This is a genomic window from Enterobacter cloacae complex sp. CDL013, from assembly GCF_049238805.1.
In the GTDB taxonomy this organism is placed as follows: domain Bacteria; phylum Pseudomonadota; class Gammaproteobacteria; order Enterobacterales; family Enterobacteriaceae; genus Enterobacter; species Enterobacter hormaechei_C.
On the sequence record NZ_JBMKGT010000006.1, the window covers coordinates 242,855 to 266,586 of the forward strand.

24 protein-coding genes are annotated in these 23,732 nt (G+C 55.4%); 11 read left to right on the plus strand and 13 right to left on the minus strand.

The window, feature by feature from the left end:
- Nucleotides 1-46: 46 nt before the first annotated feature.
- From ACOTXD_RS14235 to ACOTXD_RS14245, 3 genes are all read left to right on the plus strand, one after another.
- Nucleotides 47-568 carry a hypothetical protein gene (locus ACOTXD_RS14235; RefSeq protein WP_045350980.1) on the plus strand — a complete coding sequence of 174 codons (522 nt, stop codon included), beginning with the start codon at nt 47-49 and terminating at the stop codon, nt 566-568.
- Nucleotides 569-687: 119 nt separating this feature from the next.
- Nucleotides 688-960, plus strand: a complete 273-nt coding sequence (locus tag ACOTXD_RS14240) for an excisionase (RefSeq protein ID WP_023300430.1) — start codon at nt 688-690, stop codon at nt 958-960.
- Nucleotides 929-2,014, plus strand: a complete 1,086-nt coding sequence (locus ACOTXD_RS14245) for a tyrosine-type recombinase/integrase (protein WP_063158908.1) — start codon at nt 929-931, stop codon at nt 2,012-2,014. The genes ACOTXD_RS14240 and ACOTXD_RS14245 overlap by 32 nt, the downstream gene beginning before the upstream one ends.
- Before the next feature lie 322 nt (nt 2,015-2,336).
- Here ACOTXD_RS14245 and ACOTXD_RS14250 read toward each other — a convergent pair whose 3' ends face one another.
- From ACOTXD_RS14250 to yobA, 3 genes are read right to left on the minus strand one after another with little or no spacing between them, the layout of a single operon-like run.
- Nucleotides 2,337-2,675, minus strand: coding sequence for a YebY family protein (locus ACOTXD_RS14250; protein ID WP_048240591.1), 339 nt, complete (start codon nt 2,673-2,675; stop codon nt 2,337-2,339).
- 16 nt (nt 2,676-2,691) lie between these two features.
- Nucleotides 2,692-3,561 carry a copper homeostasis membrane protein CopD gene (gene copD / locus ACOTXD_RS14255; protein ID WP_045341063.1) on the minus strand — a complete coding sequence of 290 codons (870 nt, stop codon included), beginning with the start codon at nt 3,559-3,561 and terminating at the stop codon, nt 2,692-2,694.
- A 1-nt stretch (nt 3,562) separates the two neighbouring features.
- Nucleotides 3,563-3,934: a CopC domain-containing protein YobA gene (gene yobA / locus ACOTXD_RS14260; protein WP_045329847.1), complete on the minus strand. Its 372-nt coding sequence runs from the start codon at nt 3,932-3,934 to the stop codon at nt 3,563-3,565.
- 137 nt (nt 3,935-4,071) lie between these two features.
- Here yobA and ACOTXD_RS14265 point away from each other — a divergent pair, with 137 nt between their 5' ends.
- From ACOTXD_RS14265 to exoX, 3 genes are all read left to right on the plus strand, one after another.
- A complete protein-coding gene (locus ACOTXD_RS14265) occupies nt 4,072-4,302 on the plus strand; it encodes a DNA polymerase III subunit theta (protein WP_003859784.1) in 231 nt (76 codons plus the stop codon).
- A gap of 111 nt (nt 4,303-4,413) precedes the next feature.
- On the plus strand, nt 4,414-5,064 hold the full coding sequence (locus tag ACOTXD_RS14270) for a carbon-nitrogen hydrolase family protein (protein ID WP_061856490.1): 651 nt from the start codon (nt 4,414-4,416) through the stop codon (nt 5,062-5,064).
- A 24-nt stretch (nt 5,065-5,088) separates the two neighbouring features.
- Entirely contained in the window at nt 5,089-5,751 is a 663-nt protein-coding gene (exoX, locus tag ACOTXD_RS14275) for an exodeoxyribonuclease X (RefSeq protein WP_015570288.1), read from the plus strand.
- Here the strand turns inward: exoX and ptrB are convergent.
- Together ptrB and ACOTXD_RS14285 are read right to left on the minus strand one after the other, a co-directional pair.
- On the minus strand, nt 5,733-7,808 hold the full coding sequence (gene ptrB / locus ACOTXD_RS14280; RefSeq protein ID WP_023314339.1) for an oligopeptidase B: 2,076 nt from the start codon (nt 7,806-7,808) through the stop codon (nt 5,733-5,735). The genes exoX and ptrB overlap by 19 nt on opposite strands.
- 75 nt (nt 7,809-7,883) lie before the next feature.
- Nucleotides 7,884-8,534: a tellurite resistance TerB family protein gene (locus tag ACOTXD_RS14285; RefSeq protein ID WP_061856491.1), complete on the minus strand. Its 651-nt coding sequence runs from the start codon at nt 8,532-8,534 to the stop codon at nt 7,884-7,886.
- A gap of 171 nt (nt 8,535-8,705) precedes the next feature.
- Between ACOTXD_RS14285 and purT the strand changes: the two genes are divergently transcribed.
- Nucleotides 8,706-9,884: a formate-dependent phosphoribosylglycinamide formyltransferase gene (gene purT / locus ACOTXD_RS14290; RefSeq protein WP_061856492.1), complete on the plus strand. Its 1,179-nt coding sequence runs from the start codon at nt 8,706-8,708 to the stop codon at nt 9,882-9,884.
- A gap of 74 nt (nt 9,885-9,958) precedes the next feature.
- Here purT and kdgA read toward each other — a convergent pair whose 3' ends face one another.
- The 3 genes from kdgA to zwf form a co-directional block, all read right to left on the minus strand.
- Complete coding sequence (gene kdgA / locus ACOTXD_RS14295; RefSeq protein ID WP_040117787.1) at nt 9,959-10,600, minus strand: bifunctional 4-hydroxy-2-oxoglutarate aldolase/2-dehydro-3-deoxy-phosphogluconate aldolase; 642 nt, start codon at nt 10,598-10,600, stop codon at nt 9,959-9,961.
- 39 nt (nt 10,601-10,639) lie between these two features.
- Nucleotides 10,640-12,451, minus strand: coding sequence for a phosphogluconate dehydratase (edd, locus tag ACOTXD_RS14300; RefSeq protein WP_045329873.1), 1,812 nt, complete (start codon nt 12,449-12,451; stop codon nt 10,640-10,642).
- 233 nt (nt 12,452-12,684) lie between these two features.
- Complete coding sequence (zwf, locus tag ACOTXD_RS14305) at nt 12,685-14,160, minus strand: glucose-6-phosphate dehydrogenase (protein WP_003859771.1); 1,476 nt, start codon at nt 14,158-14,160, stop codon at nt 12,685-12,687.
- Between the two features lie 356 nt (nt 14,161-14,516).
- On the opposite strand from zwf, the gene ACOTXD_RS14310 reads away from it, so the two are divergent.
- On the plus strand, nt 14,517-15,386 hold the full coding sequence (locus tag ACOTXD_RS14310) for a MurR/RpiR family transcriptional regulator (protein ID WP_003859769.1): 870 nt from the start codon (nt 14,517-14,519) through the stop codon (nt 15,384-15,386).
- A 114-nt stretch (nt 15,387-15,500) separates the two neighbouring features.
- Nucleotides 15,501-16,943 carry a pyruvate kinase gene (gene pyk / locus ACOTXD_RS14315; RefSeq protein WP_003859767.1) on the plus strand — a complete coding sequence of 481 codons (1,443 nt, stop codon included), beginning with the start codon at nt 15,501-15,503 and terminating at the stop codon, nt 16,941-16,943.
- A 43-nt stretch (nt 16,944-16,986) separates the two neighbouring features.
- On the opposite strand, the gene lpxM is transcribed toward pyk, so the two are convergent.
- From lpxM to znuA, 3 genes are all read right to left on the minus strand, one after another.
- Nucleotides 16,987-17,958 carry a lauroyl-Kdo(2)-lipid IV(A) myristoyltransferase gene (lpxM, locus tag ACOTXD_RS14320; protein ID WP_022651444.1) on the minus strand — a complete coding sequence of 324 codons (972 nt, stop codon included), beginning with the start codon at nt 17,956-17,958 and terminating at the stop codon, nt 16,987-16,989.
- A gap of 117 nt (nt 17,959-18,075) precedes the next feature.
- Nucleotides 18,076-19,395 (minus strand): murein DD-endopeptidase MepM, encoded by a 1,320-nt coding sequence (mepM, locus tag ACOTXD_RS14325; RefSeq protein WP_003859762.1) that lies wholly within the window; start codon nt 19,393-19,395, stop codon nt 18,076-18,078.
- Nucleotides 19,396-19,410: 15 nt separating this feature from the next.
- Entirely contained in the window at nt 19,411-20,355 is a 945-nt protein-coding gene (znuA, locus tag ACOTXD_RS14330; RefSeq protein WP_003859760.1) for a zinc ABC transporter substrate-binding protein ZnuA, read from the minus strand.
- Between the two features lie 77 nt (nt 20,356-20,432).
- Here znuA and znuC point away from each other — a divergent pair, with 77 nt between their 5' ends.
- On the plus strand, nt 20,433-21,188 hold the full coding sequence (gene znuC, locus ACOTXD_RS14335; protein WP_061856493.1) for a zinc ABC transporter ATP-binding protein ZnuC: 756 nt from the start codon (nt 20,433-20,435) through the stop codon (nt 21,186-21,188).
- The gene (znuB, locus tag ACOTXD_RS14340; RefSeq protein ID WP_061856494.1) at nt 21,185-21,970 is read left to right on the plus strand and encodes a zinc ABC transporter permease subunit ZnuB; all 786 of its coding nucleotides are present in this window, start codon (nt 21,185-21,187) and stop codon (nt 21,968-21,970) included. Before znuC ends, znuB begins: the two co-directional genes overlap by 4 nt.
- Nucleotides 21,971-22,022: 52 nt before the next feature.
- Here znuB and ruvB read toward each other — a convergent pair whose 3' ends face one another.
- Nucleotides 22,023-23,033 carry a Holliday junction branch migration DNA helicase RuvB gene (gene ruvB, locus ACOTXD_RS14345; RefSeq protein ID WP_003859753.1) on the minus strand — a complete coding sequence of 337 codons (1,011 nt, stop codon included), beginning with the start codon at nt 23,031-23,033 and terminating at the stop codon, nt 22,023-22,025.
- Nucleotides 23,034-23,041: 8 nt separating this feature from the next.
- Complete coding sequence (gene ruvA / locus ACOTXD_RS14350) at nt 23,042-23,656, minus strand: Holliday junction branch migration protein RuvA (protein ID WP_003859751.1); 615 nt, start codon at nt 23,654-23,656, stop codon at nt 23,042-23,044.
- Nucleotides 23,657-23,732 lie beyond the last annotated feature (76 nt).

A 23,732-nucleotide genomic window follows, 5' to 3' on the forward strand; every position in this document is an offset into this window, starting at 1 on the left:
AAATTGTTTTGGTTAAGGGGTTAATCACAATCATAAGGATACGCTCATGAATGGAACCGAGTTCGAATATTACGACCTAGCTTCAAAAATAATCATTGGGCTGGTAACCGGTATTGCAGCTGCATTCTTAACCGCTAAATTTGCTCTTAACAGATTTTACAAGGAAAAGTGGTGGGAAAAACGCCTGGCCTCATTCACTGATGTAATCGATAAAGCATATAGAGTCAAAATGACTGACTGCTATTTTCTCAATCTAGAATTAAGCCTCATGCAGGAACAGGATGATACTTTTAACAGGCATCCTCCTGAACAGGAAAAATTACTCACGGATCTTTATTGGGAGGATATACAGGAACTTGAGCGCATAGCTCAACTTTCTGATTTTACACTAACCCCAAAGGCCTCTAAGTTATTGAATGATTTCGTCAAAAAGAGAGCCGTTACTCGCTCAGACTTTAGGGATGATGCCATCAATTCCCTTGATGGCGCTGAAAAAGATCTTGAGGCATCAGAAAAATTACTGGATGGGCTTGTGCAGGAAGCTAAAAGAGCACTGAAAATAAAGTAATTTTGACTCTACTCAGCACTAAATCTAACCGCCTCCGGGCGGTTTTTTATTGCCTGATTTCGATTAATCAACACGTCAACGCGGCCTCGCATATAATGCCAGGCGGCTAAGGAGTTCTCATGGCTAAGCTTCTCAACTTGCAGGAATGGGCTGCTGAGGTCTACACGACTCCACCATCCCTTTCTACTCTGCGCCGATGGACGCGGGAGGGGCGAATTTATCCCGCTCCGGAGCTGCACGGAAAGGAATATAAGGTTCAGCCTGACGCTATCTACGTGGATCCGCGCAAGAAGAATCTGCGCGCCAAACCGAAACACACAAAACTGCCGTCCGGCGGCACCTTACTGGAGAGACTGACTCATGGCGAAAAGGCCAGTACGTTACGACGCTAACCTGCCCCGTAACCTGACCTATCGTAAAAGAGACAGACTTTACAGCTGGCGCAATCCGGTGACCGGGCAGGAGATTTCTCTTGGCCGGATTGATCGCAAGGATGCTGTTGCCCAGGCCATTGAGGCCAACAACTACATCGACCAGAATTACCTTCCCTCTTCTCTCCTGGATCGCATAAAAGACGTGCCCACTTTCACAGTGGCCGCATGGCTTGAGCGTTACGAGGTAATTCTCGAGCGGCGCGAGCTGAAACCAAACACGATGAAGGTCAGGCGAAACCAGATCGCCACCATTAAGGAAGAGTTCGGCAAAATTCCCCTCGCTTCTGTCACGACAAAGGACATCGCTTCATTCCTTGAAGCGTATATTCTCTGCGATAAAAAGAGCATGGCTTCCGGGCTCAGGTCTGTGCTGATGGACATCTTCAGGGAGGCGATTGTGGAAGGACATGTCGACAGGAACCCGGCAGAACCGACGCGAACGCCGACACCGAAAGTTAAGCGAGAACGCTTGCTGCTCGAACAATTCACGCTCATCCGCCAGGCTGCATTAACTCATTCTGAATGGGCGCCAAACGCATGCGATCTTGCACTGGTCACCGGCCAGCGGCGGGAGGATATCTCACTGTTCAGGTTCAGTGACATTAAAGATGGGAGGCTTTTCGTTACGCAGGAGAAAACAGGTCACAAACTGGCACTTCCCCTTGATTTGAGGCTGGACGTCGCCGGGCTTGTGTTGCAGGATGTCATTGATCGATGCCGGGTGAACAACCCTTCCGACTTCATGCTTTACTCTCCGGTTCGCCGCGGCGGGAGAAAGCCGGGGCCGCTAACTCCCGACGGACTCACCCAGGCCTTTGCAGAGATAAGGGATTCGACCGGGTTAAAATTCGGCCCTAACCCACCTCCTTTCCATGAGATCAGAAGCCTGGCGAGCAGGCTATATGAAAAGGAGCGTGGAGAAGAGTTTGCTCAACGTTTACTCGGCCACAAAAATTTAACAATGACCAAAAAATACCTGGACGCACGCGGTGCAGAGTATGTTATGGTTTAGACAGGATATGGAATATTCGAGTAATTTTCGGGGGATTTCGTGTTGAGACCGAAAAAACCCTTGAGAAACAAATAGATAAAAAGAGACCGAATACGATTCCTGTATTCGGTCCAGGGAAATGGCTCTTGGGAGAGAGCCGTGCGCTAAAAGTTGGCATTAATGCAGGCTCAATCGCCTTGCCCTTTAAGAATAGATGACGACGTCAGGTTTTCCAGTCCACAGTAAAAGTGGTCTGAAAAAAAGCGTCAGAACATCACTAAATGTGAAAAACCGCAGAGCTTTTACAAGCACCTGCGGTTTTTTTTTACTGGAAACCTGACGGCTAGCAGAGCTTTTCAGCGCGCTCAATAAACGGTGCCAGACTTTTCTTCTGCCCGGGGTTTGCCGGGTCATCCACCTGGATCACGCTGACAGGCTGTCCGTTACTTTTCCCGCTGGCCACCTGCTGCTCCGCTACGTCATTTAACGGATACTGCACGAGCGTACTGGGATTGATGACATACAGCGCGTTACCGTGACGGCAGGTGAGCATGACCTCTTCACGATTAAATGCCCAGTTGTCCTTGCCCACTTCAAACCGGCTGACGGTGATGACCTGCGGCGCGGCCAGCGCACTGCTGGCACAGGTGAGAAGTAAAAGAGAAAGCAGTGTCTTTTTCATATGTTATTTAACCTTGTCAGAAGGGTTCCCAGGTCGCGAACAGGCTGACGGCCGCCAGTACCAGCGCGCCCAGCACCACCTCTGCCTGTGTCATCCTGATAAAAATCTGTTGTTCCCGCCCGGCCTCCGGGCGAAAGCGTGGCACAAGAAAATACCGATTCGCCAGCGCAATTGCCACCATCATCATGACCAGCGCACATTTGAACAACAACAGCTGGACATAAGGCGCATGCCACGGCACGTTTATGCCAACAATAAAGAGCGTATTGATTATCCCGGTCAGCAGCACGCCTGCCACGGCGTAATGCCCCACGCGGGAGAAGCGCATCATGGTAAAGATAGCGGCTGGCTGCCAGCGGCCTTTCGCCAGACGCATACAAAACAGCAGCGGCAGTAAACCACCCACCCAGGTCGCGGCGCAGAGCAGGTGAAGCGCATGGTTGAGACGATGCAATGCTCCCGGTGCGCCACCGTTCATCGCGGCATGTCCCACGCCCGCCAACAGCACCAGCTGCCCCATCACGAGCAGTAACAGCCGTGAGCCTTTTTGCGGGGTAAGCCATGCAGCGCCCGCCGTCGCAGCGGCCAGCACCATTTGCCACAACCAGACGCCGCCAAATTGCGTTCCCAGCACGCTGCGCCAGACCGCCGGACGAATGACATCGCCCCAGCCGTTGCCCATCAACCCACTTTGCAGGCCAAACATCAGCAGAGCCGCCATCAGGCTGATTAAGGCCGCGAGTTTCTGCTGCCGCTGGAAACGCCGGGTCATGAGGCGCTGCAACGAAGACGGTGCAAACCAGACGCTGTAAAGCGCGTTGCCGAAAAGCAGCATCAGCGCAGCAAAATGGATAAAGCGTAACGCGACGTAGCTCAGGGCCAGCATACTATTTCACACTAAAGTGATAGCTGCCCTTGGTTTTGTGGCCGTCCACGGAGACCACGTGCCAGTCCACCGTGTAGGTGCCGGTCGGCAACGGTTTCTCAAGAGGAACAATCAGCTTTGCGTTATCCTTCTCGTCACGCTTCACCGCGCCGGTCTGGATCTTGTGCTGCTGCGCGTCCGTCACCACCACGCCGCTGAAGGCAGGCTCAATGCCTTCCGAGAAGTTCAGGGTAATGACCTCTGGTGCCACCGCAACGGTATTTTCCTGCGGGGATTGCTGCTTAAGATGCGCATGGGCCAGAGCTGAGGTCGCGGTTGCTGAAGAGAGCAGAAATGCGAGCGCGCACGCGACGCGGGAAGGGGTAAAGTGCATCACAATCATTCCTTTTCGTTATGCCTGAATGCTAAAGAATAACTCTGTATAATTAACGAGTCGAGGAACATCCTTTGCTCCCTTGTCATCGTTGAACAATCGCGGTAACGTTGCCGCCGCAGAAAAAGGAGAAGGAAATGAACGTTAACCTGGCCGCCCTTCCTCAGGACGAGATGGACAAAGTGAATGTCGATCTCGCCGCCGCGGGTGTCGCATTCAAAGAGCGTTACAACATGCCCGTCGTAGCTGAAGTGGTAGAGCGTGAACAACCCGCACATCTGCGCGACTGGTTTCGCGAACGTCTCATTGCGCATCGCCTCGCCTCCGTCAATCTCTCGCGCCTGCCGTACGAACCTAAAGTTAAATAAGCTTAACGTCTCGTTACACTTCCTTACGCGTTATGTGGCAGGATAAGAAAACCCTGATAAATTTAGGTGTAATCTTAAAATCCCAGCGACTTAGTGTATAAGGAAGTCACGATGTCACGATGGAATATTGCCGCGGCTCAGTATGCCCCGCGGCACAACTGTGTTGATGAGCACGTAAAACATCACCTGCACTTTATTGCCGAAGCTGCCTGGCATGGGTGCGATTTGATCGTCTTTCCGGAGCTTTCGCTTACCGGCCCAGGCGGAACATCCTTACCACCACCTCCTGACGATTTGCAGCTTGCCTCCCTCCTTCACGCCGCCCAGTCACGTTTCATCACGGTGATTGCCGGTATTACGCTCCAGCAACACGGCCAGCGCCAGAAAGGACTCGCGCTTTTCACCCCTAACCTGTCGACCATCCGGCGTTATCCGCAGGGCAACGGTGCGGGTGTTATTCCTGGCGATAAACGGTTAACCATCGTGGATAACCAGGCTGACGCCCCGGAACTGGACCCGGAGGCAACGCTGTTCACCAGCAGCCTGGCCGTGGGCGAGCACCGCTGGCGGCAATCGATCGGTTCGTTACAACGCTTCGCGCACAAGTACGCCATCGCGGTATTAATGGCGAACGCGCGCGGCGGTAGCGCGTTATGGGATGAAAAAGGTCAGCTGATTGTACGTGCCGATAAGGGAGAACTGCTGCTAACCGGTTCTTTAGGCCAACAGGGTTGGCAAGGCGATATCATTCCATTAGGCTAGGCATTTTAGGATCAGGAGCGATCAATGCTGCGCGTTATCGATACCGAAACCTGTGATTTGCAGGGTGGAATTGTGGAAGTCGCTTCTGTCGACGTGATTGACGGAAAGATAGTCAACCCAATGAGCCATCTGGTGCGCCCGGATCGTCCCATCAGTGCGCAGGCGATGGCTATACATCGCATTACGGAATCGATGGTGGCGGATAAGCCGTGGATTGAAGAGATCATCCCTCTTTACCACGGTAGCCAGTGGTATGTCGCCCATAACGCCAGCTTTGACCGCCGCGTTCTGCCGGAGATGCCCGGCGAATGGATTTGCACCATGAAGCTGGCGCGCCGTCTGTGGCCAGGGATCAAATACAGCAATATGGCGCTGTATAAGTCGCGCAAACTCAGCGTGCGGACGCCGGAAGGGCTGCATCATCACCGTGCCCTCTATGACTGCTACATCACCGCAGCGCTCCTGATTGATATCATGAATACTTCCGGCTGGACGCCAGACGATATGGCGACCATTACCGGGCGCCCCGCGCTACTGACTACCTTTACGTTCGGTAAATATCGCGGGAAGCCAGTATCGGAAGTGGCGGACAAAGATCCGGGCTATCTGCGCTGGCTGTACAACAACCTCGACAGAATGAGCCCGGAACTGCGCCTGACGCTGAAGCATTATTTAGGCGAAGCCTGAGTCCCCGCCCGGCCTGGCAGCGTATCCTGCGCCAGGCCAATCAAAAAGGCGTACTCCAGCGCCACCCCTTCATAGGATTTAAATCGCCCTGATTTCCCTCCGTGCCCTGAGTCCATATCGGTACACAGCAGCAGCAGATTATCGTCAGTTTTCAGCTCACGCAGCTTCGCCACCCATTTCGCGGGCTCCCAGTACTGCACCTGGGAATCGTGCAGGCCGGTGGTCACCAGCATATGCGGATAGGCTTTCGCCTCGACGTTATCGTACGGGCTGTACTCTTTCATGTAGCGATAATAGGTTTCATCCTGCGGATTCCCCCACTCCTCAAACTCCCCGGTGGTCAGTGGAATGGACTCATCCAGCATGGTCGTCACCACGTCCACAAACGGCACCTGGGCGATAACGCCTTTAAACAGTTCAGGCCGCTGGTTGATGACGGCGCCCATTAGCATGCCCCCGGCGCTGCCCCCCATGCCAAAGCAGAGCTGCGGATCGCCATAACCCTGCGCGATCAGCGCATCGCAGACATCAAGGTAGTCGTTAAAGGTATTTTTCTTTTTGAGAAATTTTCCGTCTTCATACCAGTGCTGACCCAGTTCGCCGCCCCCGCGAATATGGGCAATCGCATAAACAAAACCGCGGTCGAGCAGGCTCAGCCTGCTGCTGCTGAAATCGGCGTCCATGCTTGATCCATAGGAGCCATAGCCATAGACGAGGATGGGGTTTTTACCTTTGTTGAAGTGCGCCTTGTGATAGACGAGCGATACAGGGACTTCAACGCCGTCGCGTGCGCTCACCCACAGGTGCTCACTGCGATAATTTTCCGACTCAAAACCCCGGACCTCAGCCTGTTTAATCACCTGACGCTGCCCGGTGTCCATATCCAGTTCAAACAACGTATCCGGGGTGGTCATCGACGAATAGCCGTACCGCAGGCGGGACGATTCCGGTTCCGGGTTAAAGCCGATCCACGTTACGTAAGCCGGGTCATCGAACGCAATGCCCACCACTTCGCGGGTTTTGCGGTTGATTTGGCGGATACTGGTCAGTCCGCGCTGACGCTCTTCCACCACCAGCCAGTCGGTAAACAGGGTGAACCCCTCCAGCATCACCTGATCGCGCGCGGGAATTAACACTTCCCATTTGCGTTCATCGCGCACTTTGGTTTTATAAAGGCCAAAGTTTTTGCCCTCGCGGTTCGAACGCAGGTAAAAGCTGTGCTGGAAGTGATCCAGGCTGTACTCATGATCTTTACGGCGCGGCAGGAAGCACAGCGGCTGCGCATCCGGCAGCTCTGCATCCAGCAGCAGCACTTCTGAAGTGGTGGCGCTGGAGAGGAAAATGATCACGTAGTGGCGAGACGACGTTTTGTGCAGGCTGACATAGAACGTCTCGTCTTTTTCCTCGTAGACTAATTCATCGTCGGCGGAATCGGTCCCCACCGTATGACGCCAGACCTGATAAGGCAGCAGCGTTGAGGCATGCTTTTTAACGTAGTAGACCGTTTCTGAATCGTTACCCCAGACGAAATCGGGGGAGACATTATCCAGCATTTCGGGATACCAGTTTCCCGTTTCAAGATTGCGGAAACGCAAACCGTACTGGCGGCGGGAGAGGTAATCCTCAGCCAGCGCCATAATGGCGTTATCGGGGGAAATGGACATGCCGCCCAGCGTATAAAACTCACTGTGGGCAGCACGTTTGTTGGCATCCAGCAGGATCTCCCATTCGTCCCACTCGGCGCTCAGCACAGACTGGCGCTGGTAGATGGGATATTCGTTTCCCGGCTCATAAATATGGCGATAGCGATAACCGTTTTTGCACCACGGGGCAGAGACATCACGCTGGGGGATACGCTGCACCATTTCGTTCAGGAGCTGATCCTGAAGCGCCTGCTGGCTGGCCATGACCTGGCGGCCATAGTCGTTTTCCTCGTGCAGATAGTCGAGCACCTCTGGCCGGGAACGAGAATCGTCCCGCAGCCAGTAGTAGTTATCAATACGCGTATCGCCATGCGTGGTGATCGCATAAGGAGTACGTCGGGCTTTTGGAGGCATGGCATTCTTACTTTTTCGTTTTACATCCTATAAGGTTGGCAAAACACGCGTATGATGCAAGCGAAACATGGCCTTCTAGCCCGCGAGAGTCTGCTTCTGCTGCTGAATATCCTGCTCAATTCCCTCGCGAACGTCCTGGGGGATCTTCAGCGCATCGCCCAGGGCGTTCAGGTAGCTGCGCTCCATAAAGTGATCGATATCGATGGCGGCACAGCTCAGAAAATAGAGTTCCAGCGCCTCTTCTTCGTTTTTCACGCCTTGCGCCAGACGCTGCGGATCGAGCGGCTGTTCAATGGCCTGCGCCACCAGCGCCCTGCCCTGCTCCTCAACGCCCGCTTCCCGCATCTGCTGTTCAATTGCGGCACGTTCACTGGCATCAATATGCCCGTCGCTCTTGGCTGCAAAGGCCAGGGCGAGGATCAGGCGCTCGGTGCGTAAATCTAACGGTGATACCTGCTTCCCGTACTGCGGTTCATCCTGATGCGCGCTGCGCACCTTGTCTTTGTATTTGTTCCATAAGACGGAGCCTGCAATAGCCCCTCCGCCCGCCAGCAGCGCGCCGGTACCGTATTTGGTAAGCAGTTTCCGCGATGATTTATTGGCAACCAGCAAACCGGCCAGCCCGCCAAGCGCACCCGGCACCAGCAGCTTGCTTAGACCCTGCTCGCCCGACGACGAGCCTTTTTGTCCCAACAGGGATTGCAGTTGATTCATCCAGCCTGACATATTTTTCCTCACGTAACAGTGCGTAACCTTCACAGCCTAAGCGAGCGGGTGTCAGGAAATGTCTGTCAGTGCTAAAGAAGCGCAAATTTCCCCCCTGTCCGGTTATCCCCATACAAGACAGACGAAAACGTTTTCGTTTATACTACCCGCATCTTTTTCAGGGGGATTTTTATGACTCTTTTAGGAACCGCGCTGCGCCCTGCCGCGACGCGCGTCATGCTGTTGGGATCGGGTGAACTGGGTAAAGAAGTGGCCATTGAATGCCAGCGTTTGGGCGTGGAGGTGATTGCGGTGGACCGTTACGCGAACGCCCCTGCCATGCACGTTGCGCATCGCTCGCACGTCATCGATATGCTTGACGGCAATGCCCTGCGGGCGTTAATTGCCGATGAAAAACCGGATTTCGTGGTGCCTGAAATTGAGGCCATTGCCACTGAGATGCTGGTTGCCCTTGAGCAGGAAGGCCAGCGCGTAGTGCCTTGCGCCACTGCGGCAAAACTGACCATGAACCGGGAAGGCATTCGTCGCCTGGCGGCAGAAGAATTACAGCTCCCGACCTCCAGCTACCGTTTTGCCGGGGATAAAGCTGCGTTTCTCCAGGCCGTCGAAGAGATTGGCTACCCGTGCATCATTAAGCCGGTAATGAGCTCCTCCGGCAAAGGGCAGAGCTTTATCCGCGACAGCAGCACGCTGGACCAGGCCTGGGACTATGCCCAGCAGGGCGGTCGTGCCGGTGCCGGGCGCGTCATCGTGGAAGGCGTGGTGAAGTTTGATTTCGAAATTACCCTGCTTACCGTCAGTGCCGTGGACGGCGTTTATTTCTGCGACCCGATTGGTCATCGTCAGGAAGACGGCGATTATCGAGAATCCTGGCAGCCGCAGCAGATGAGCGCGCTGGCGCTGGCACGCGCGCAGGAGATCGCCCGCAAGACGGTGCTGGCGCTGGGCGGCTACGGCCTGTTCGGCGTGGAATTGTTTGTTTGCGGCGACGAGGTGATCTTCAGCGAAGTCTCCCCTCGCCCGCACGATACCGGGATGGTTACGCTGATTTCACAGGATCTCTCCGAGTTCGCGCTGCACGTGCGCGCTTTCCTCGGCCTGCCGGTTGGCGGCATCCGTCAATACGGCCCGGCAGCCTCCGCGGTGATCCTGCCGCAGCTGACCAGCCAGAATGTCACCTTTGATAACGTCGAAGGTGCGGTTGGTGCAGGCTTACAGGTCAGACTGTTCGGCAAACCGGAGATCGACGGAAGCCGTCGTCTGGGCGTGGCATTAGCAACCGGGGAAAACGTGGACGAAGCCGTCGCGAGAGCGAAAATAGCGGCTGCGAACGTCAGCGTAGCAGGATAAAAAAACGGGCCGAAAGGCCCGTTTTAACTGTCTGGCTGGCCGGGTTAGGCGCAGCCGACACCCGGCAAACAAACTTACTGTTTCGCGCCTTCTACCGCTTCGCGAGCCAGTTTAGTGATGCGATCCCAGTCGCCTGCTTCCAGCGCATCCGCCGGAACCAGCCAGGAGCCACCGATGCACAGCACGCTTTTCAGCGCCAGGTAGTCACGGTAGTTTGCCGGAGAGATGCCGCCCGTTGGGCAGAAACGCACCTGGGAGAATGGGCCCGCAATCGCCTGCAACGCTTTGGTGCCGCCGTTCGCTTCAGCTGGGAAGAATTTGAATTCTTTCAGGCCGTAGTCCATGCCCAGCATCAGTTCAGAAACGGTGCTGATACCCGGGATCAGCGGAATAGAACCTTCGATTGCGGCTTTCAGCAGGGGCTCGGTCAGCCCCGGGCTGATGGCAAACTGTGCGCCCGCTTCGGTCACTTCCGCCAGCTGCTGCGCATTCAGAACCGTACCTGCACCGATGATCGCTTCCGGCACTTCTTTGGCGATAGCACGGATCGCATCCATCGCACAGGCCGTACGCAGGGTCACTTCCAGAACACGAACGCCACCCGCAACCAGCGCCTTCGCCATTGGGACAGCGTGCTCCAGTTTGTTTACCACAATAACCGGCACGACAGGGCCAGTAGTCAGGATTGCTTCTGCACTTGTTTTCCAGTTTTTCATCAGAGTTTTCTCTCGCCAGATCGTTAAAATCAAGTCGTCTTAAAACGTAATACAGGTTGCGCCCTGCTCCGCACCGGAGAGTTTCTCACGCAACGCACCAAACATTTCGCGTCCGGTACCCACGCGGGATGCGCTCAGGTCAGGAATATGTGGCTGACGCGCCGCCAGCTCTGCTTCGTCCACCAGCAGGGTTAACTCGCCTGTCTGACCGTTAACGCGGATCATGTCACCATCACGCACTTTCGCCAGCAGGCCGCCGTCGTAGGCTTCCGGGGTGACATGAATCGCTGAAGGCACTTTACCGGATGCCCCCGAGAGGCGTCCATCGGTCACCAGTGCAATTTTGAAACGGCGGTCCAATAATACACCAAGCGGCGGCATAAGTTTATGTAATTCTGGCATCCCGTTCGCTTTTGGTCCCTGATGACGCACCACGACCACGCAGTCTTTATCAAGCAGACCCGCGTCAAAGGCAGGTAAAACGTCGTGCTGGCTTTCAAACACCACCGCCGGGGCTTCAATCACCTGATTCTCTTCCGGCACGGCAGAAGTTTTCATCACGGCACGTCCAAGGTTACCGCTCAGCACTTTGGTACCGCCGTGAGGTGAGAACGGCTGTTCGAAGGTTGCGATAACCTGAGGATCGAGCGAGTCGCTCGCTCCTTCGCGCCAGTCCAGCTCACCGTTGTTCAGCCAGGGTTCAAGGGTATAGCGATGCAGGCCAAAGCCCGCCACCGTGTTGACATCCTCATGCAGCAGGCCGCCTTTCAGCAGCTCGCGCATCAGCACCGGCACGCCGCCCGCGGCCTGGAAGTGGTTGATGTCCGCCGGACCGTTCGGGTACAGACGCGCCATCAGCGGTACCACAGAGGAGATATCGGAGAAGTCATCCCAGTTAATCAAAATGCCCGCCGCGCGCGCCATCGCGACAAGGTGCATGGTATGGTTGGTTGAACCGCCGGTCGCCAGCAGGGCGACAATCCCGTTTACGATAACTTTTTCATCCACCATTTTGCCCATTGGCATCCACTCGTTGCCGTTACCGGTCAGGCGCGTCACCTGACGGGCTGCGGCTTCGGTCAGCGCTTTACGCAGTGGCGCATCCGGCTGGATGAACGACGAGCCCGGTAGCTGCATCCCCATAAACTCCACCACCATCTGGTTGGTGTTGGCCGTACCGTAGAACGTACAGGTGCCCGGCGCGTGATAAGACGCGGCTTCCGCTTCCAGCAGTGCCTGACGGTCCGCTTTTCCTTCGGCATACAGCTGACGGATACGGACTTTTTCCTTGTTTGGCAGACCGCTAGCCATCGGGCCTGACGGCACAAAAATCGCTGGCAGATGGCCAAACGACAGCGCGGCCATCACCAGCCCCGGGACGATTTTGTCGCACACGCCCAGATAGAGCGCGCCATCAAACATATTGTGAGACAGGCCCACTGCCGCCGACATGGCGATCACTTCGCGGCTCAGCAGGGACAGCTCCATACCGTCCTGGCCCTGGGTTACGCCATCACACATGGCCGGCACGCCGCCTGCAACCTGGCCCACCGCGTTCACGCTGTGCAGCGCATTGCGGATGATAGACGGGTAGACCTCATACGGCTGGTGGGCTGAAAGCATGTCGTTATAGGAGGTAATAATGGCGATATTGTTACGCAACATGCTTTTCAGCGCGTCTTTATCACCAGGCTGGCAGGCCGCAAAGCCGTGGGCCAGATTCCCGCAGGCCAGCTGTGAGCGATGGACCGTTTCACTCTTCGCCTGTTCGATGCGGGCAAGGTAGGCAGCACGGGTCTCTTTCGAGCGTTCAATAATGCGTTGTGTTACGCGTAACAATGTCGGATTCATAAAAGCTCCTCTAATTTATCTGTCCAGGCTCGGGAGTTTACACAGTTTCTGACGGTTGTTAACAACGCTGAAACGCCTGATATCCGGAGCACAGGGGCAAAATATCTGAAGGGAGTGTAATAAAAAAAGCTCCGCGGGTGAATCCACGCGGAGCTTAAAAGATAAAAATTATGCCACTTGCTGTGTTAGATCATGTTACCGGTAAAATAACACCTTTGGGCTAGAGAAGGTGGTTATTCAAACTCGTTCCAGGAGCGGCCATCACGGGTGATCATCGCAACGGAGGCGACAGGTCCCCATGTTCCCGCCTGATACGGTTTTGGCGCGTCCTGGTCGGCTGCCCACGCTTCGGTGATGGAGTCGACCCACTTCCACGCCTCTTCCACTTCATCGCGGCGGACGAACAGCGCCTGGATACCACGCATGGTTTCCAGCAGCAGACGCTCGTAAGCATCGGCCAGATGCGTCTGGTTGAAGGTTTCAGAGTAGCTCAGGTCGAGCTTGGTGGTTTGCAGGTTGTGTTTGTGATCAAGACCCGGCACTTTGTTCAGGATCTGAATATCCACACCCTCGTCCGGTTGCAGACGGATGGTCAGTTTGTTCTGCGGCAGTTCCTGCCAGGATTCTTTGAACAGGTTCAGTTCCGGATTTTTGAAGTAGACCACCACTTCGGAGCATTTTGCTGGCAGACGTTTCCCGGTACGCAGGTAGAACGGCACACCGGCCCAGCGCCAGTCATCGATATCCACGCGGATCGCCACAAACGTCTCGGTGTTGCTGGACTTGTTCGCGCCCTCTTCTTCCAGATAGCCAGGAACTTTTTTCCCCTGGGCAAAACCTGCGGTGTACTGGCCGCGCACGGTTTTCTCACGCACGTTGGAGCGGTCAATACGGCGCAGTGATTTCAGCACTTTCACTTTGGCGTCACGAATGCTGTCGGCCGTCAGATCTGACGGTGGAGACATGGCAATCATGCACAGAATTTGCAGCAGGTGGTTCTGGATCATGTCACGCATCTGGCCGGCCTGGTCGAAGTAGCCCCAACGGCCTTCGATGCCCACCTCTTCCGCCACGGTAATTTCCACGTGGTCGATAGTGCGGTTGTCCCAGTTGTTCACAAACAGGGAGTTGGCAAAACGCAGCGCCAGCAGGTTCAGTACCGTCTCTTTGCCCAGATAGTGGTCAATACGGTAAACCTGACACTCCTCAAAGAACTCGCCTACCTGGTCGTTGATTTCACGCGAGGTCGCCAGCGACGTACCCAGCGGTTTCTCCATCACTACGCGCGCCGGTTTGGCGTTCAGCTTCGCCTCGCCCAGACCTTTGCAGATGGCGCCGAAGGTGCTTGGCGGCATGGCGAAATAGTTAATAGTGACACGATTTTCCTGGTCAAGCATTTCACCCAGACGGGTAAAGGCGCCTACATCGTTGACGTCCAGGTTGCAGAAATCGAGACGCCCGCTCAGCTTATCCCAAAGGCTTTCATCGATTTTCTCTTTCATGAACGTTTCGAGCGCCTCACGCACGACTTTGGTATAAGCCTCCTTATCCCAGTCTGCGCGCCCTACCCCAAGGATCCGGGTGTCGGGATGGATCTGGCCCGCTTTTTCGAGCTGATACAGGGAAGGCAGCAATTTTCGGCGTGCAAGATCGCCTTTCGCGCCGAAAATGACCAGGTCACATGCCTGGGCTGTTTGCGTTACCGCCATGTCATTCTCCTCAGTTAGATCGCCTGGTACTCTGCCAGGTATCGTTGTAATTTTATTACAATGCACTGTACTGCTTTTACGCGTTTCCTGAAACCATTAGCGCTTAACGTCACGTGCGATACGGTGATTTTTCGTCGCCTGGGCCATTACGCCCGTCTGATGACGCAACAAACGTCGATTCTTTGCGCAACGGGGTCAGAGCAAAACCCGACGTCGATCAAGTAATGAAAAAAAACAACAACATTTCTTGTCGACGATTACCCTTTCGGGAGTCCTGGGGGTAATATCGGCTAAATCGAATCAAGGTTTCATCTCTTTATGAAATCGTTTATGCCCTCATGAGCGTCTTGTTAACAATGAACATGCTGGAAAAAATCCAGTTTCAACTGGAACACCTTAGCAAATCCGAGCGCAAAGTGGCTGAAGTTATTCTCGCCGCGCCCGCTCAGGCGATTCATTCAAGCATCGCCGCTCTGGCACAGGAATCGGGCGTCAGCGAACCGACGGTCAATCGATTCTGTCGTAGTCTGGACACGCGCGGCTTTCCTGATTTTAAACTGCATCTGGCCCAAAGTCTGGCAAACGGCACCCCGTATGTTAATCGCAATGTCGATGAAGACGACAGCGTTGATGCATACACCGCAAAAATATTTGAATCGGCAATGGCCACGCTCGACCACGTTCGCCAGTCTCTGGACATGAGTTCAGTAAATCGCGCGGTCGATCTTCTCACGCAGGCCAAACGGATTGCCTTCTTTGGCCTTGGCTCGTCCGCCGCCGTGGCGCATGACGCCATGAATAAGTTCTTTCGCTTTAACGTGCCGGTGATTTACTCCGATGACATTGTGCTGCAACGCATGAGCTGTATGAATTGTAGCGAAGATGATGTCGTGGTACTCATCTCTCATACGGGCCGCACCAAGAGCCAGGTGGAGCTGGCGCAGCTCGCGCGTGACAACGATGCGATGGTCATCGCCCTGACGACGGCAGGTACGCCGCTCGCCCGGGAAGCGACGCTCGCCATTACCCTGGACGTACCGGAGGATACCGACATGTACATGCCGATGGTCTCCCGCCTGGCGCAGTTGACGGTCATCGACGTACTGGCGACCGGTTTTACCTTACGCCGGGGCGCAAAATTCCGGGATAACTTGAAGCGGGTCAAGGAAGCCCTGAAAGAATCGCGTTTTGATAAAGAATTGCTTATAAAGAGCGATGTTCCCTAATAACGACGAAGTACGATTTACGGCATTCGGTCCCCTCGCTACTGCCTTGCGATAGATGAAGGCCGATTCTATGTTCACGCAACACCAAAGTTGTTTCAGTCAACGGAGTATTACATGTCCAGAAGGCTTCGCAGAACCAAGATCGTCACCACCTTAGGCCCGGCCACCGACCGCGATAATAACCTCGAAAAGATTATCGCCGCGGGTGCTAACGTGGTGCGTATGAACTTCTCTCACGGTACGCCAGAAGACCATAAATTACGTGCCGACAAAGTGCGTGAAATCGCAGCTAAACTGGGCCGCCATGTTGCTATCCTCGGTGACCTGCAAGGTCCAAAAATCCGCGTATCGACCTTTAAAGAAGGCAAAGTCTTCCTCAACATCGGCGATAAATTCCTGCTGGACGCCAACCTGAGCAAAGGCGAAGGCGATAAGGAAAAAGTGGGTATCGACTACAAAGGTCTGCCTGCTGACGTTGTGCCTGGCGACATCCTGCTGCTGGACGACGGACGCGTACAGCTGAAAGTGCTGGAAGTTCAGGGTATGAAGGTGTTCACCGAAGTGACCGTCGGCGGCCCGCTCTCCAACAACAAAGGCATCAACAAACTCGGCGGTGGCCTGTCTGCCGAAGCGCTGACCGATAAAGACAAAGCGGATATCGTGACCGCAGCGCAGATCGGCGTGGATTATCTGGCCGTCTCCTTCCCGCGCTGCGGTGAAGATCTGAACTATGCTCGCCGCCTGGCGCGCGATGCAGGCTGCGATGCGAAAATCGTTGCAAAAGTGGAACGCGCTGAAGCGGTCTGCGATCAGGACGCGATGGACGACGTGATCCTGGCGTCTGACGTGGTGATGGTTGCCCGTGGTGACCTGGGCGTGGAAATTGGCGACCCTGAACTGGTCGGTATCCAGAAAGCGCTGATCCGTCGCGCGCGTCAGCTGAACCGCGCGGTGATCACCGCCACCCAGATGATGGAATCCATGATCACCAACCCAATGCCGACCCGTGCAGAAGTCATGGACGTGGCGAACGCCGTGCTGGATGGTACTGACGCGGTGATGCTGTCAGCGGAAACCGCGGCGGGCCAGTATCCGGCGGAAACCGTGGCCGCCATGGCGCGCGTCTGCCTGGGTGCAGAGAAGATCCCAAGCATTAACGTCTCCAAGCACCGCCTGGATATCCAGTTCGACAATGTGGAAGAAGCGATTGCGATGTCCGCGATGTACGCAGCCAACCACCTGAAAGGGGTCACGGCGATCATCACCATGACCGAATCTGGCCGTACCGCGCTAATGACGTCCCGTATCAGCTCCGGTCTGCCGATCTTCGCCATGTCCCGTCACGAGCGTACGCTGAACCTGACGGCGCTGTATCGCGGCGTGACGCCAGTATACTTCGACAGCACCAACGACGGCGTGGCCGCCGCGCACGATGCCGTGAACCTGCTGCGCGACAAAGGTTATCTGGTATCCGGTGATATCGTTATCGTGACGCAGGGTGACGTGATGAGCACCATCGGCTCAACCAATACCACCCGCGTACTGACCGTAGAGTAAGCTCTGATCCCCTCTCCCCTAAGGGGAGAGGGGTGAAGGTTTCCTATTTCTTCGGGAAAAGTTCTTTACGCTTGTACGGCTCTGTTTCGCCAGGTTTACGCGTTTTGAGCAGCTTCAGGATCCACGTATATTGCTCCTTATGCGGCCCCACCAGCACTTCCACCTCTTCATTCATGCGGCGTGCGATGGTGTGATCGTCTGCGGTCAGCAGATCGTCCATCGGCGGACGTACCTCAATGCTCAGGCGATGCGTTTTACCGTCATAAGCCGGGAACAGTGGGATCACGCGGGCGCGGCAGACTTTCATCAGGCGACCAATCGCTGGTAGCGTGGCTTTATAGGTTGCGAAGAAATCGACAAACTCGCTGTGCTCAGGACCATGGTCCTGATCGGGCAGATAGTAGCCCCAGTAACCCTGACGTACCGACTGAATGAAAGGCTTAATGCCATCGTTTCGGGCGTGCAAGCGTCCGCCAAAGCGACGGCGCACGGTATTCCAGACGAAATCGTAGATTTTGTTTCCCTGATTATGGAACATCGCCGCCATTTTCTGGCCCTGCGACGCCATTAACATCGCCGGAATGTCGACCCCCCAGCCGTGCGGCACCAGGAAAATCACCTTTTCATCATTGCGACGCATCTCGTCGATGATCTCCAGCCCTTTCCAGTCAACGCGTTCGACGATCTTCTCCGGCCCTTTCAGTGCCAGTTCCGCCATCATCGCCATCGCCTGCGGCGCAGTGGTATACATGTCATCAATGATTGCTTCGCGTTCAGCGTCGCTTTTATCCGGGAAACAGTACAACAGGTTTATTTGCGCGCGTCGGCGCGCGCTTTTACCCAAGCGCCCTGCCAGGCGCCCCACTTTACCGAGCACCGGATCGCGGAGGGAAGCAGGTAGCAACGCCATGCCAGCAAACGCATATACGCCAATCCAGGCGCCCCAGTTACGCGGGTGGCGAAAAGATTTTTCAAACTCGGGAATGTATTCAATATTGTTTTTTTTGGTTTCCATGCGAGGTCCAGGGTCTGGTGACGCAAAAATATATGCGGATAGTGTAGCGAGGCTGCCGCCCGCGCACAAAAGAAAAAGCCGGCGCATACTGACGCCGGCTTTTTAAATCAGGAGAGCTTAGTCGAAGCGAAGCTGCGGCATCACCTCTTTCACCTGCGCCAGGTAATCTTTGCGATCTTTCCCGGTCAGCCCTTCGGTGCGCGGCAGTTTCGCCGTCAGCGGGTTAACCGCCTGCTGGTTGATCCACACTTCATAGTGCAGGTGCGGCCCCGTCGACCGGCCGGTGTTACCGGACAGCGCGATGCGATCGCCACGTTTCACCTTCTGGCCCGGTTTGACCAGCAGTTTACGCAGGTGCATGTAGCGGGTGGTGTACGTACGACCGTGACGAATAGCAACGTAATAGCCAGCAGCACCGCTGCGTTTCGCCATGACCACTTCACCATCTCCTACCGCCAGCACTGGCGTGCCCTGCGGCATAGCGAAGTCAACGCCACGGTGCGGCGCTACGCGGCCCGTTACCGGGTTCAGACGACGCGGGTTAAAGTTGGAGGAGACGCGGAACTGTTTCGCCGTTGGGAAACGCAGGAAGCCTTTTGCCAGACCCGTACCGCTGCGGTCATAGAACTTACCGTCTTCCGCGCGAATAGCGTAGTAGTCTTTGCCGTCTGAACGCAGACGAACGCCCACCAGCTGGCTCTGCTCGCGCTTACCGTCCAGCATTTCGCGGGACATCAGGACAGAGAACTGATCGCCTTTTTTCAGTTTGCGGAAATCCATCTGCCACTGCATGGCTTTGATCACCGAGCTGATTTCAGCGCTGGTCAGGCCGGCATCGCGTGCGCTGGAAACAAAGCTGCCGCCGACGGTTCCTTTCATGACGCTGTTAACCCAGTCGCCCTGCTGCAATTCACTGGTCATTTTGAAACCGTTTGCAGTGCGATCGTAGGTGCGGGTTTCGCGACGGGACATCTCCCAGGTCAGACGTTGCAGATCGCCGTCGGGCGTTAAGGTCCAGGAAAGTTGCTGACCAATTTTCAGGTTACGCAGCTCTTTATCGGATGCGGCGAGCTGGCTGATGTTGCCCATGTCGATACCGTACTGGTTCAGGACGCTACTCAGCGTATCGCCAGTGGATACAACATATTCATGAATGCCAGCTTCATTCTGGATCTTGTCATCCAGCTCATCCTGGGGAATCGCTTCATCTTCCTGAGCGGCCTGATCGATAGGCTCGCTGGCCTCGGGCAGCAGAGAGCGGATCTCGCTCTTCTCCAGTTCGATGGTTTTGATGATTGGGGCGGAACTCGGGTGGTAAACATAGGGCCGCCAGACGGCGACCGCTAATGTGAGAACTGTAAGCGACCCCAGCATAACGCGGTGGGGTCGAGGCAGATTGTTAAATGCCAGGGCGACAGAGCGGGCTATCTGTTGCACGTATTCACTTCCTCGTTAATCTCCTTTCAGGCAGCTCGCATACTGATTCGCCAGTTGGCTGAGGAACTGCGAATAGCTCGCTTTGCTCAACTGGATGTTCGTACCTAGCGGGTCAAGGGTTCCCATGCGCACGGATGTTCCCCTGGCCACGGCTTCTACGACCGCTGGCCTGAACTGTGGCTCAGCAAAAACGCATGTCGCTTTTTGCTCAACCAACTGTGTTCTGATTTCATGTAAACGCTGCGCACCAGGCTGAATTTCAGGGTTGACGGTAAAATGCCCCAGCGGGGTCAGACCGTAATGTTTCTCGTAATACCCGTAGGCATCATGAAAAACGAAGTACCCTTTTCCTTTAAGCGGTGCGAGCTCGTTACCCACCTGTTTGTCGGTTGCGGCTAATTGAGCCTCAAAATCCTTCAGGTTGGCGTCGAGTTTGATTCGACTTTGCGGCATAAGTTCCACTAATTTGTCGTGGATTGCAACCGCTGTAAGCCGCGCTATCTCTGGGGAGAGCCAGAGATGCATGTTGTATTCGCCGTGATGGTGATGGTCGTCACCTTTTTCACCATGAGCATGGTCGTGGTCATGCTCATCACCCTCGTCCTCAGCTCCTTTCATGAGTAACGGTTTCACGCCGGACAGCCCGGCAATCGTCACCTGTTTCTCAGCGGGAAGCTGTCTGGCTGACTTCTGCATGAACGCTTCCATCTCAGGACCAATCCAGACGACTAAGTCCGCGTTCTGTAAGCGTTTTACATCAGATGGACGCAGAGAATAATCATGCTCGGAAGCCCCGTCAGGCAGCAGAACCTGTGTCTCAGTGACACCGTCCGCGATGGCAGAGGCGATAAATCCAAGCGGTTTAAGCGAAGCGACAACAGCGGCGTTAACATCTTGTGCTGTTGTACCCCAAAGAGCAGCGGATAAAGCTGCGAAAAGAAGCGTATTTTTCTGTAACATAATGCGACTAATCATCGTAATGAATGCGTGGAATGTGATATTATAACATTCGATGACTTCTGCAAGCTTAAATTGACATGACGACTTTAGTTTCTCTTGAAAATGTTTCGGTCTCATTCGGCCAGCGCCGCGTCCTTTCTGACGTGTCGCTGAATCTGAAGCCCGGCAAAATACTCACGCTGCTCGGCCCTAACGGTGCAGGCAAGTCGACGCTGGTACGCGTCGTATTAGGCCTGGTAGCCCCTGACGCAGGTGTTATCGTCCGCGAAGACAAATTGCGTATCGGCTATGTGCCGCAAAAATTACACCTCGATGCCACCCTGCCCCTGACGGTGAGCCGCTTCCTGCGCCTCCGTCCCGGTACGCGTAAAGCGGATATCCTCCCGGCGCTGAAACGCGTTCAGGCGGGACATCTTGTTGAGGCGCCCTTGCAAAAGCTGTCGGGCGGTGAAACCCAGCGCGTATTGCTTGCCCGTGCCCTGCTCAGCAGCCCTCAGCTGCTGGTCCTGGACGAGCCGACGCAGGGTGTTGACGTCAACGGTCAGGTTGCGCTGTACGATCTGATTGACCAGCTCCGTCGGGAGCTTAACTGCGCGGTGCTGATGGTCTCCCATGATCTGCATCTGGTGATGGCCAAAACCGACGAAGTACTGTGCCTGAACCATCACATTTGTTGTTCCGGCACGCCGGAAGTGGTGTCAATGCATCCCGAATTTATCTCCATGTTTGGCCATCGTGGCGCCGAACAGCTGGGCATCTATCACCATAATCACAATCACCGCCATGATTTACAGGGACGAATTGTCCTGCGTCGGGGAAATGGACACTCATGATTGAACTGTTACTGCCCGGCTGGCTGGCCGGGATTATGCTTGCCTGCGCCGCGGGTCCACTCGGCTCGTTTGTCGTCTGGCGCAGAATGTCCTATTTCGGCGATACGCTGGCCCATGCTTCATTGCTGGGTGTCGCGTTTGGTTTATTACTGGACGTGAACCCGTTTTATGCGGTGATTGTCGTCACGCTGCTGCTGGCTGCCGGTCTGGTCTCGCTGGAAAAACGCCCTCACCTGGCAATTGATACCCTGCTCGGCATTATGGCGCACAGCGCCCTGTCGCTGGGCCTGGTGGTAGTGAGCCTGATGTCAAACATCCGCGTAGACCTGATGGCCTACCTGTTTGGCGATCTGCTGGCCGTCACGCCCGAAGATCTCATTTCCATTGCCATTGGCGTGGCGGTGGTGCTCGGGATCCTGCTGTGGCAGTGGCGGAGTTTACTGGCGATGACCGTCAGTCCGGATCTGGCCTTTGTCGATGGCGTGAAGCTTCAGCGCGTGAAGCTGCTGTTGATGCTGGTGACGGCGTTAACCATCGGCGTGGCGATGAAATTTGTTGGCGCGCTGATCATCACGTCGCTGCTGATAATTCCTGCCGCCACGGCGCGCCGTTTTGCGCGTACGCCGGAGCAAATGGCCGGTATCGCGGTGATTATCGGAATGATTGCGGTGACGGGCGGGTTAACCTTCTCGGCGTTTTATGACACGCCAGCGGGGCCGTCGGTGGTATTGTGCGCGGCGGTGTTGTTTATTTTCAGTATGATGAAAAAGACCGCGCAGTAGTCAGCATGTCCCCGGTGGCGCTTCGCTTACCGGGGCTAGAATTTATCGCTACTTACGGCATCGCGGGCGGCGTAATGCCGAAATGATTCCACGCCCGCACCGTCGCCATACGACCGCGCGGGGTACGCTGCAAGAAGCCTTGCTGGATCAGATACGGCTCCAGCACATCTTCGATAGTCTCACGCTCTTCGCCAATTGCCGCCGCCAGGTTATCCAGCCCTACTGGCCCGCCAAAGAACTTATCCAGCACCGCCAGCAGCAGCTTACGGTCCATATAGTCAAAACCTTCAGCATCGACGTTCAGCATATCCAGCGCCTGGGCGGCGATCTCGGCCGATATAGTGCCGTCGTGCTTCACCTCGGCAAAGTCACGCACCCGGCGCAGCAGGCGGTTGGCGATACGCGGCGTACCGCGGGAGCGCTTCGCCACTTCAAACGCCCCCTCTTCGCTCATATCCAGCCCCATGTAGCGCGCGCTGCGCCCCACAATATGCTGAAGGTCGGGCACCTGATAAAACTCCAGACGCTGCACGATACCAAAACGGTCACGCAGTGGAGAGGTCAGCGAGCCGGCGCGGGTCGTGGCGCCAATCAGGGTAAACGGTGGCAGATCGATTTTGATCGAGCGCGCGGCCGGACCTTCACCGATCATGATATCCAGCTGGTAATCCTCCATTGCCGGATAGAGCACTTCCTCCACCACCGGCGACAGGCGATGGATCTCGTCGATAAACAGCACGTCATGCGGTTCGAGGTTGGTCAGCATCGCCGCCAGGTCCCCTGCTTTCTCCAGTACCGGGCCGGAAGTGGTACGCAGGTTAACGCCCATTTCGTTGGCGACGATATTCGCCAGGGTGGTTTTACCTAACCCCGGCGGACCAAAAATCAGCAGGTGATCGAGCGCATCGCCGCGCAGCTTTGCCGCCTGGATGAAAATCTCCATCTGAGAACGAACCTGCGGCTGGCCGATATACTCATCCAGCAGTTTGGGGCGGATCGCGCGATCCACCACGTCATCTGGCTGAATGGTGCCTGCCGATACCAGGCGGTCTGCTTCAATCATCCTTTACCTCACAATGCAGCGCGCAGCGCTTCACGAATCAGGGTTTCACTGCTGGCATCCGGTTTAGCAATTTTGCTCACCATCCGGCTGGCCTCCTGAGGTTTATAGCCCAGCGCCACCAGCGCGGCAACCGCTTCCTGCTCGGCATCATCATCCGATGCAGGCGCGCCCGGGGAAGTCAGCACCAGATCGGCTGCCGGCGTGAACAGATCGCCATGCAGACCTTTAAAGCGGTCCTTCATCTCGACAATTAAACGCTCGGCAGTTTTCTTCCCGATGCCCGGAAGTTTAATTAACGCAGCCGGATCTTCACGCTCAACGGCGTTCACAAACTGTGGCGCTGACATACCGGACAGAATCGCAAGCGCCAGCTTCGGCCCGACGCCGTTGGTTTTGATCAATTCGCGGAACAGGGTGCGTTCCTGTTTGTTATTGAATCCGTACAGCAGCTGAGCGTCTTCACGCACCACAAACTGGGTAAAGACAACCGCCTCTTTGCCCGCCTCCGGAAGCTCGTAGAAGCAGGTCATCGGCATATGGACTTCATAGCCCACGCCACCCACTTCCAGCAGCACTAACGGGGGTTGTTTTTCAATGATGATGCCTCTGAGTCTGCCTATCACGTGACGCTCCTGCGTTCTGGAAGAAATTATCTGCCGACATAATAAAAAAAGGCTGGATAAACATCCAGCCTGATTT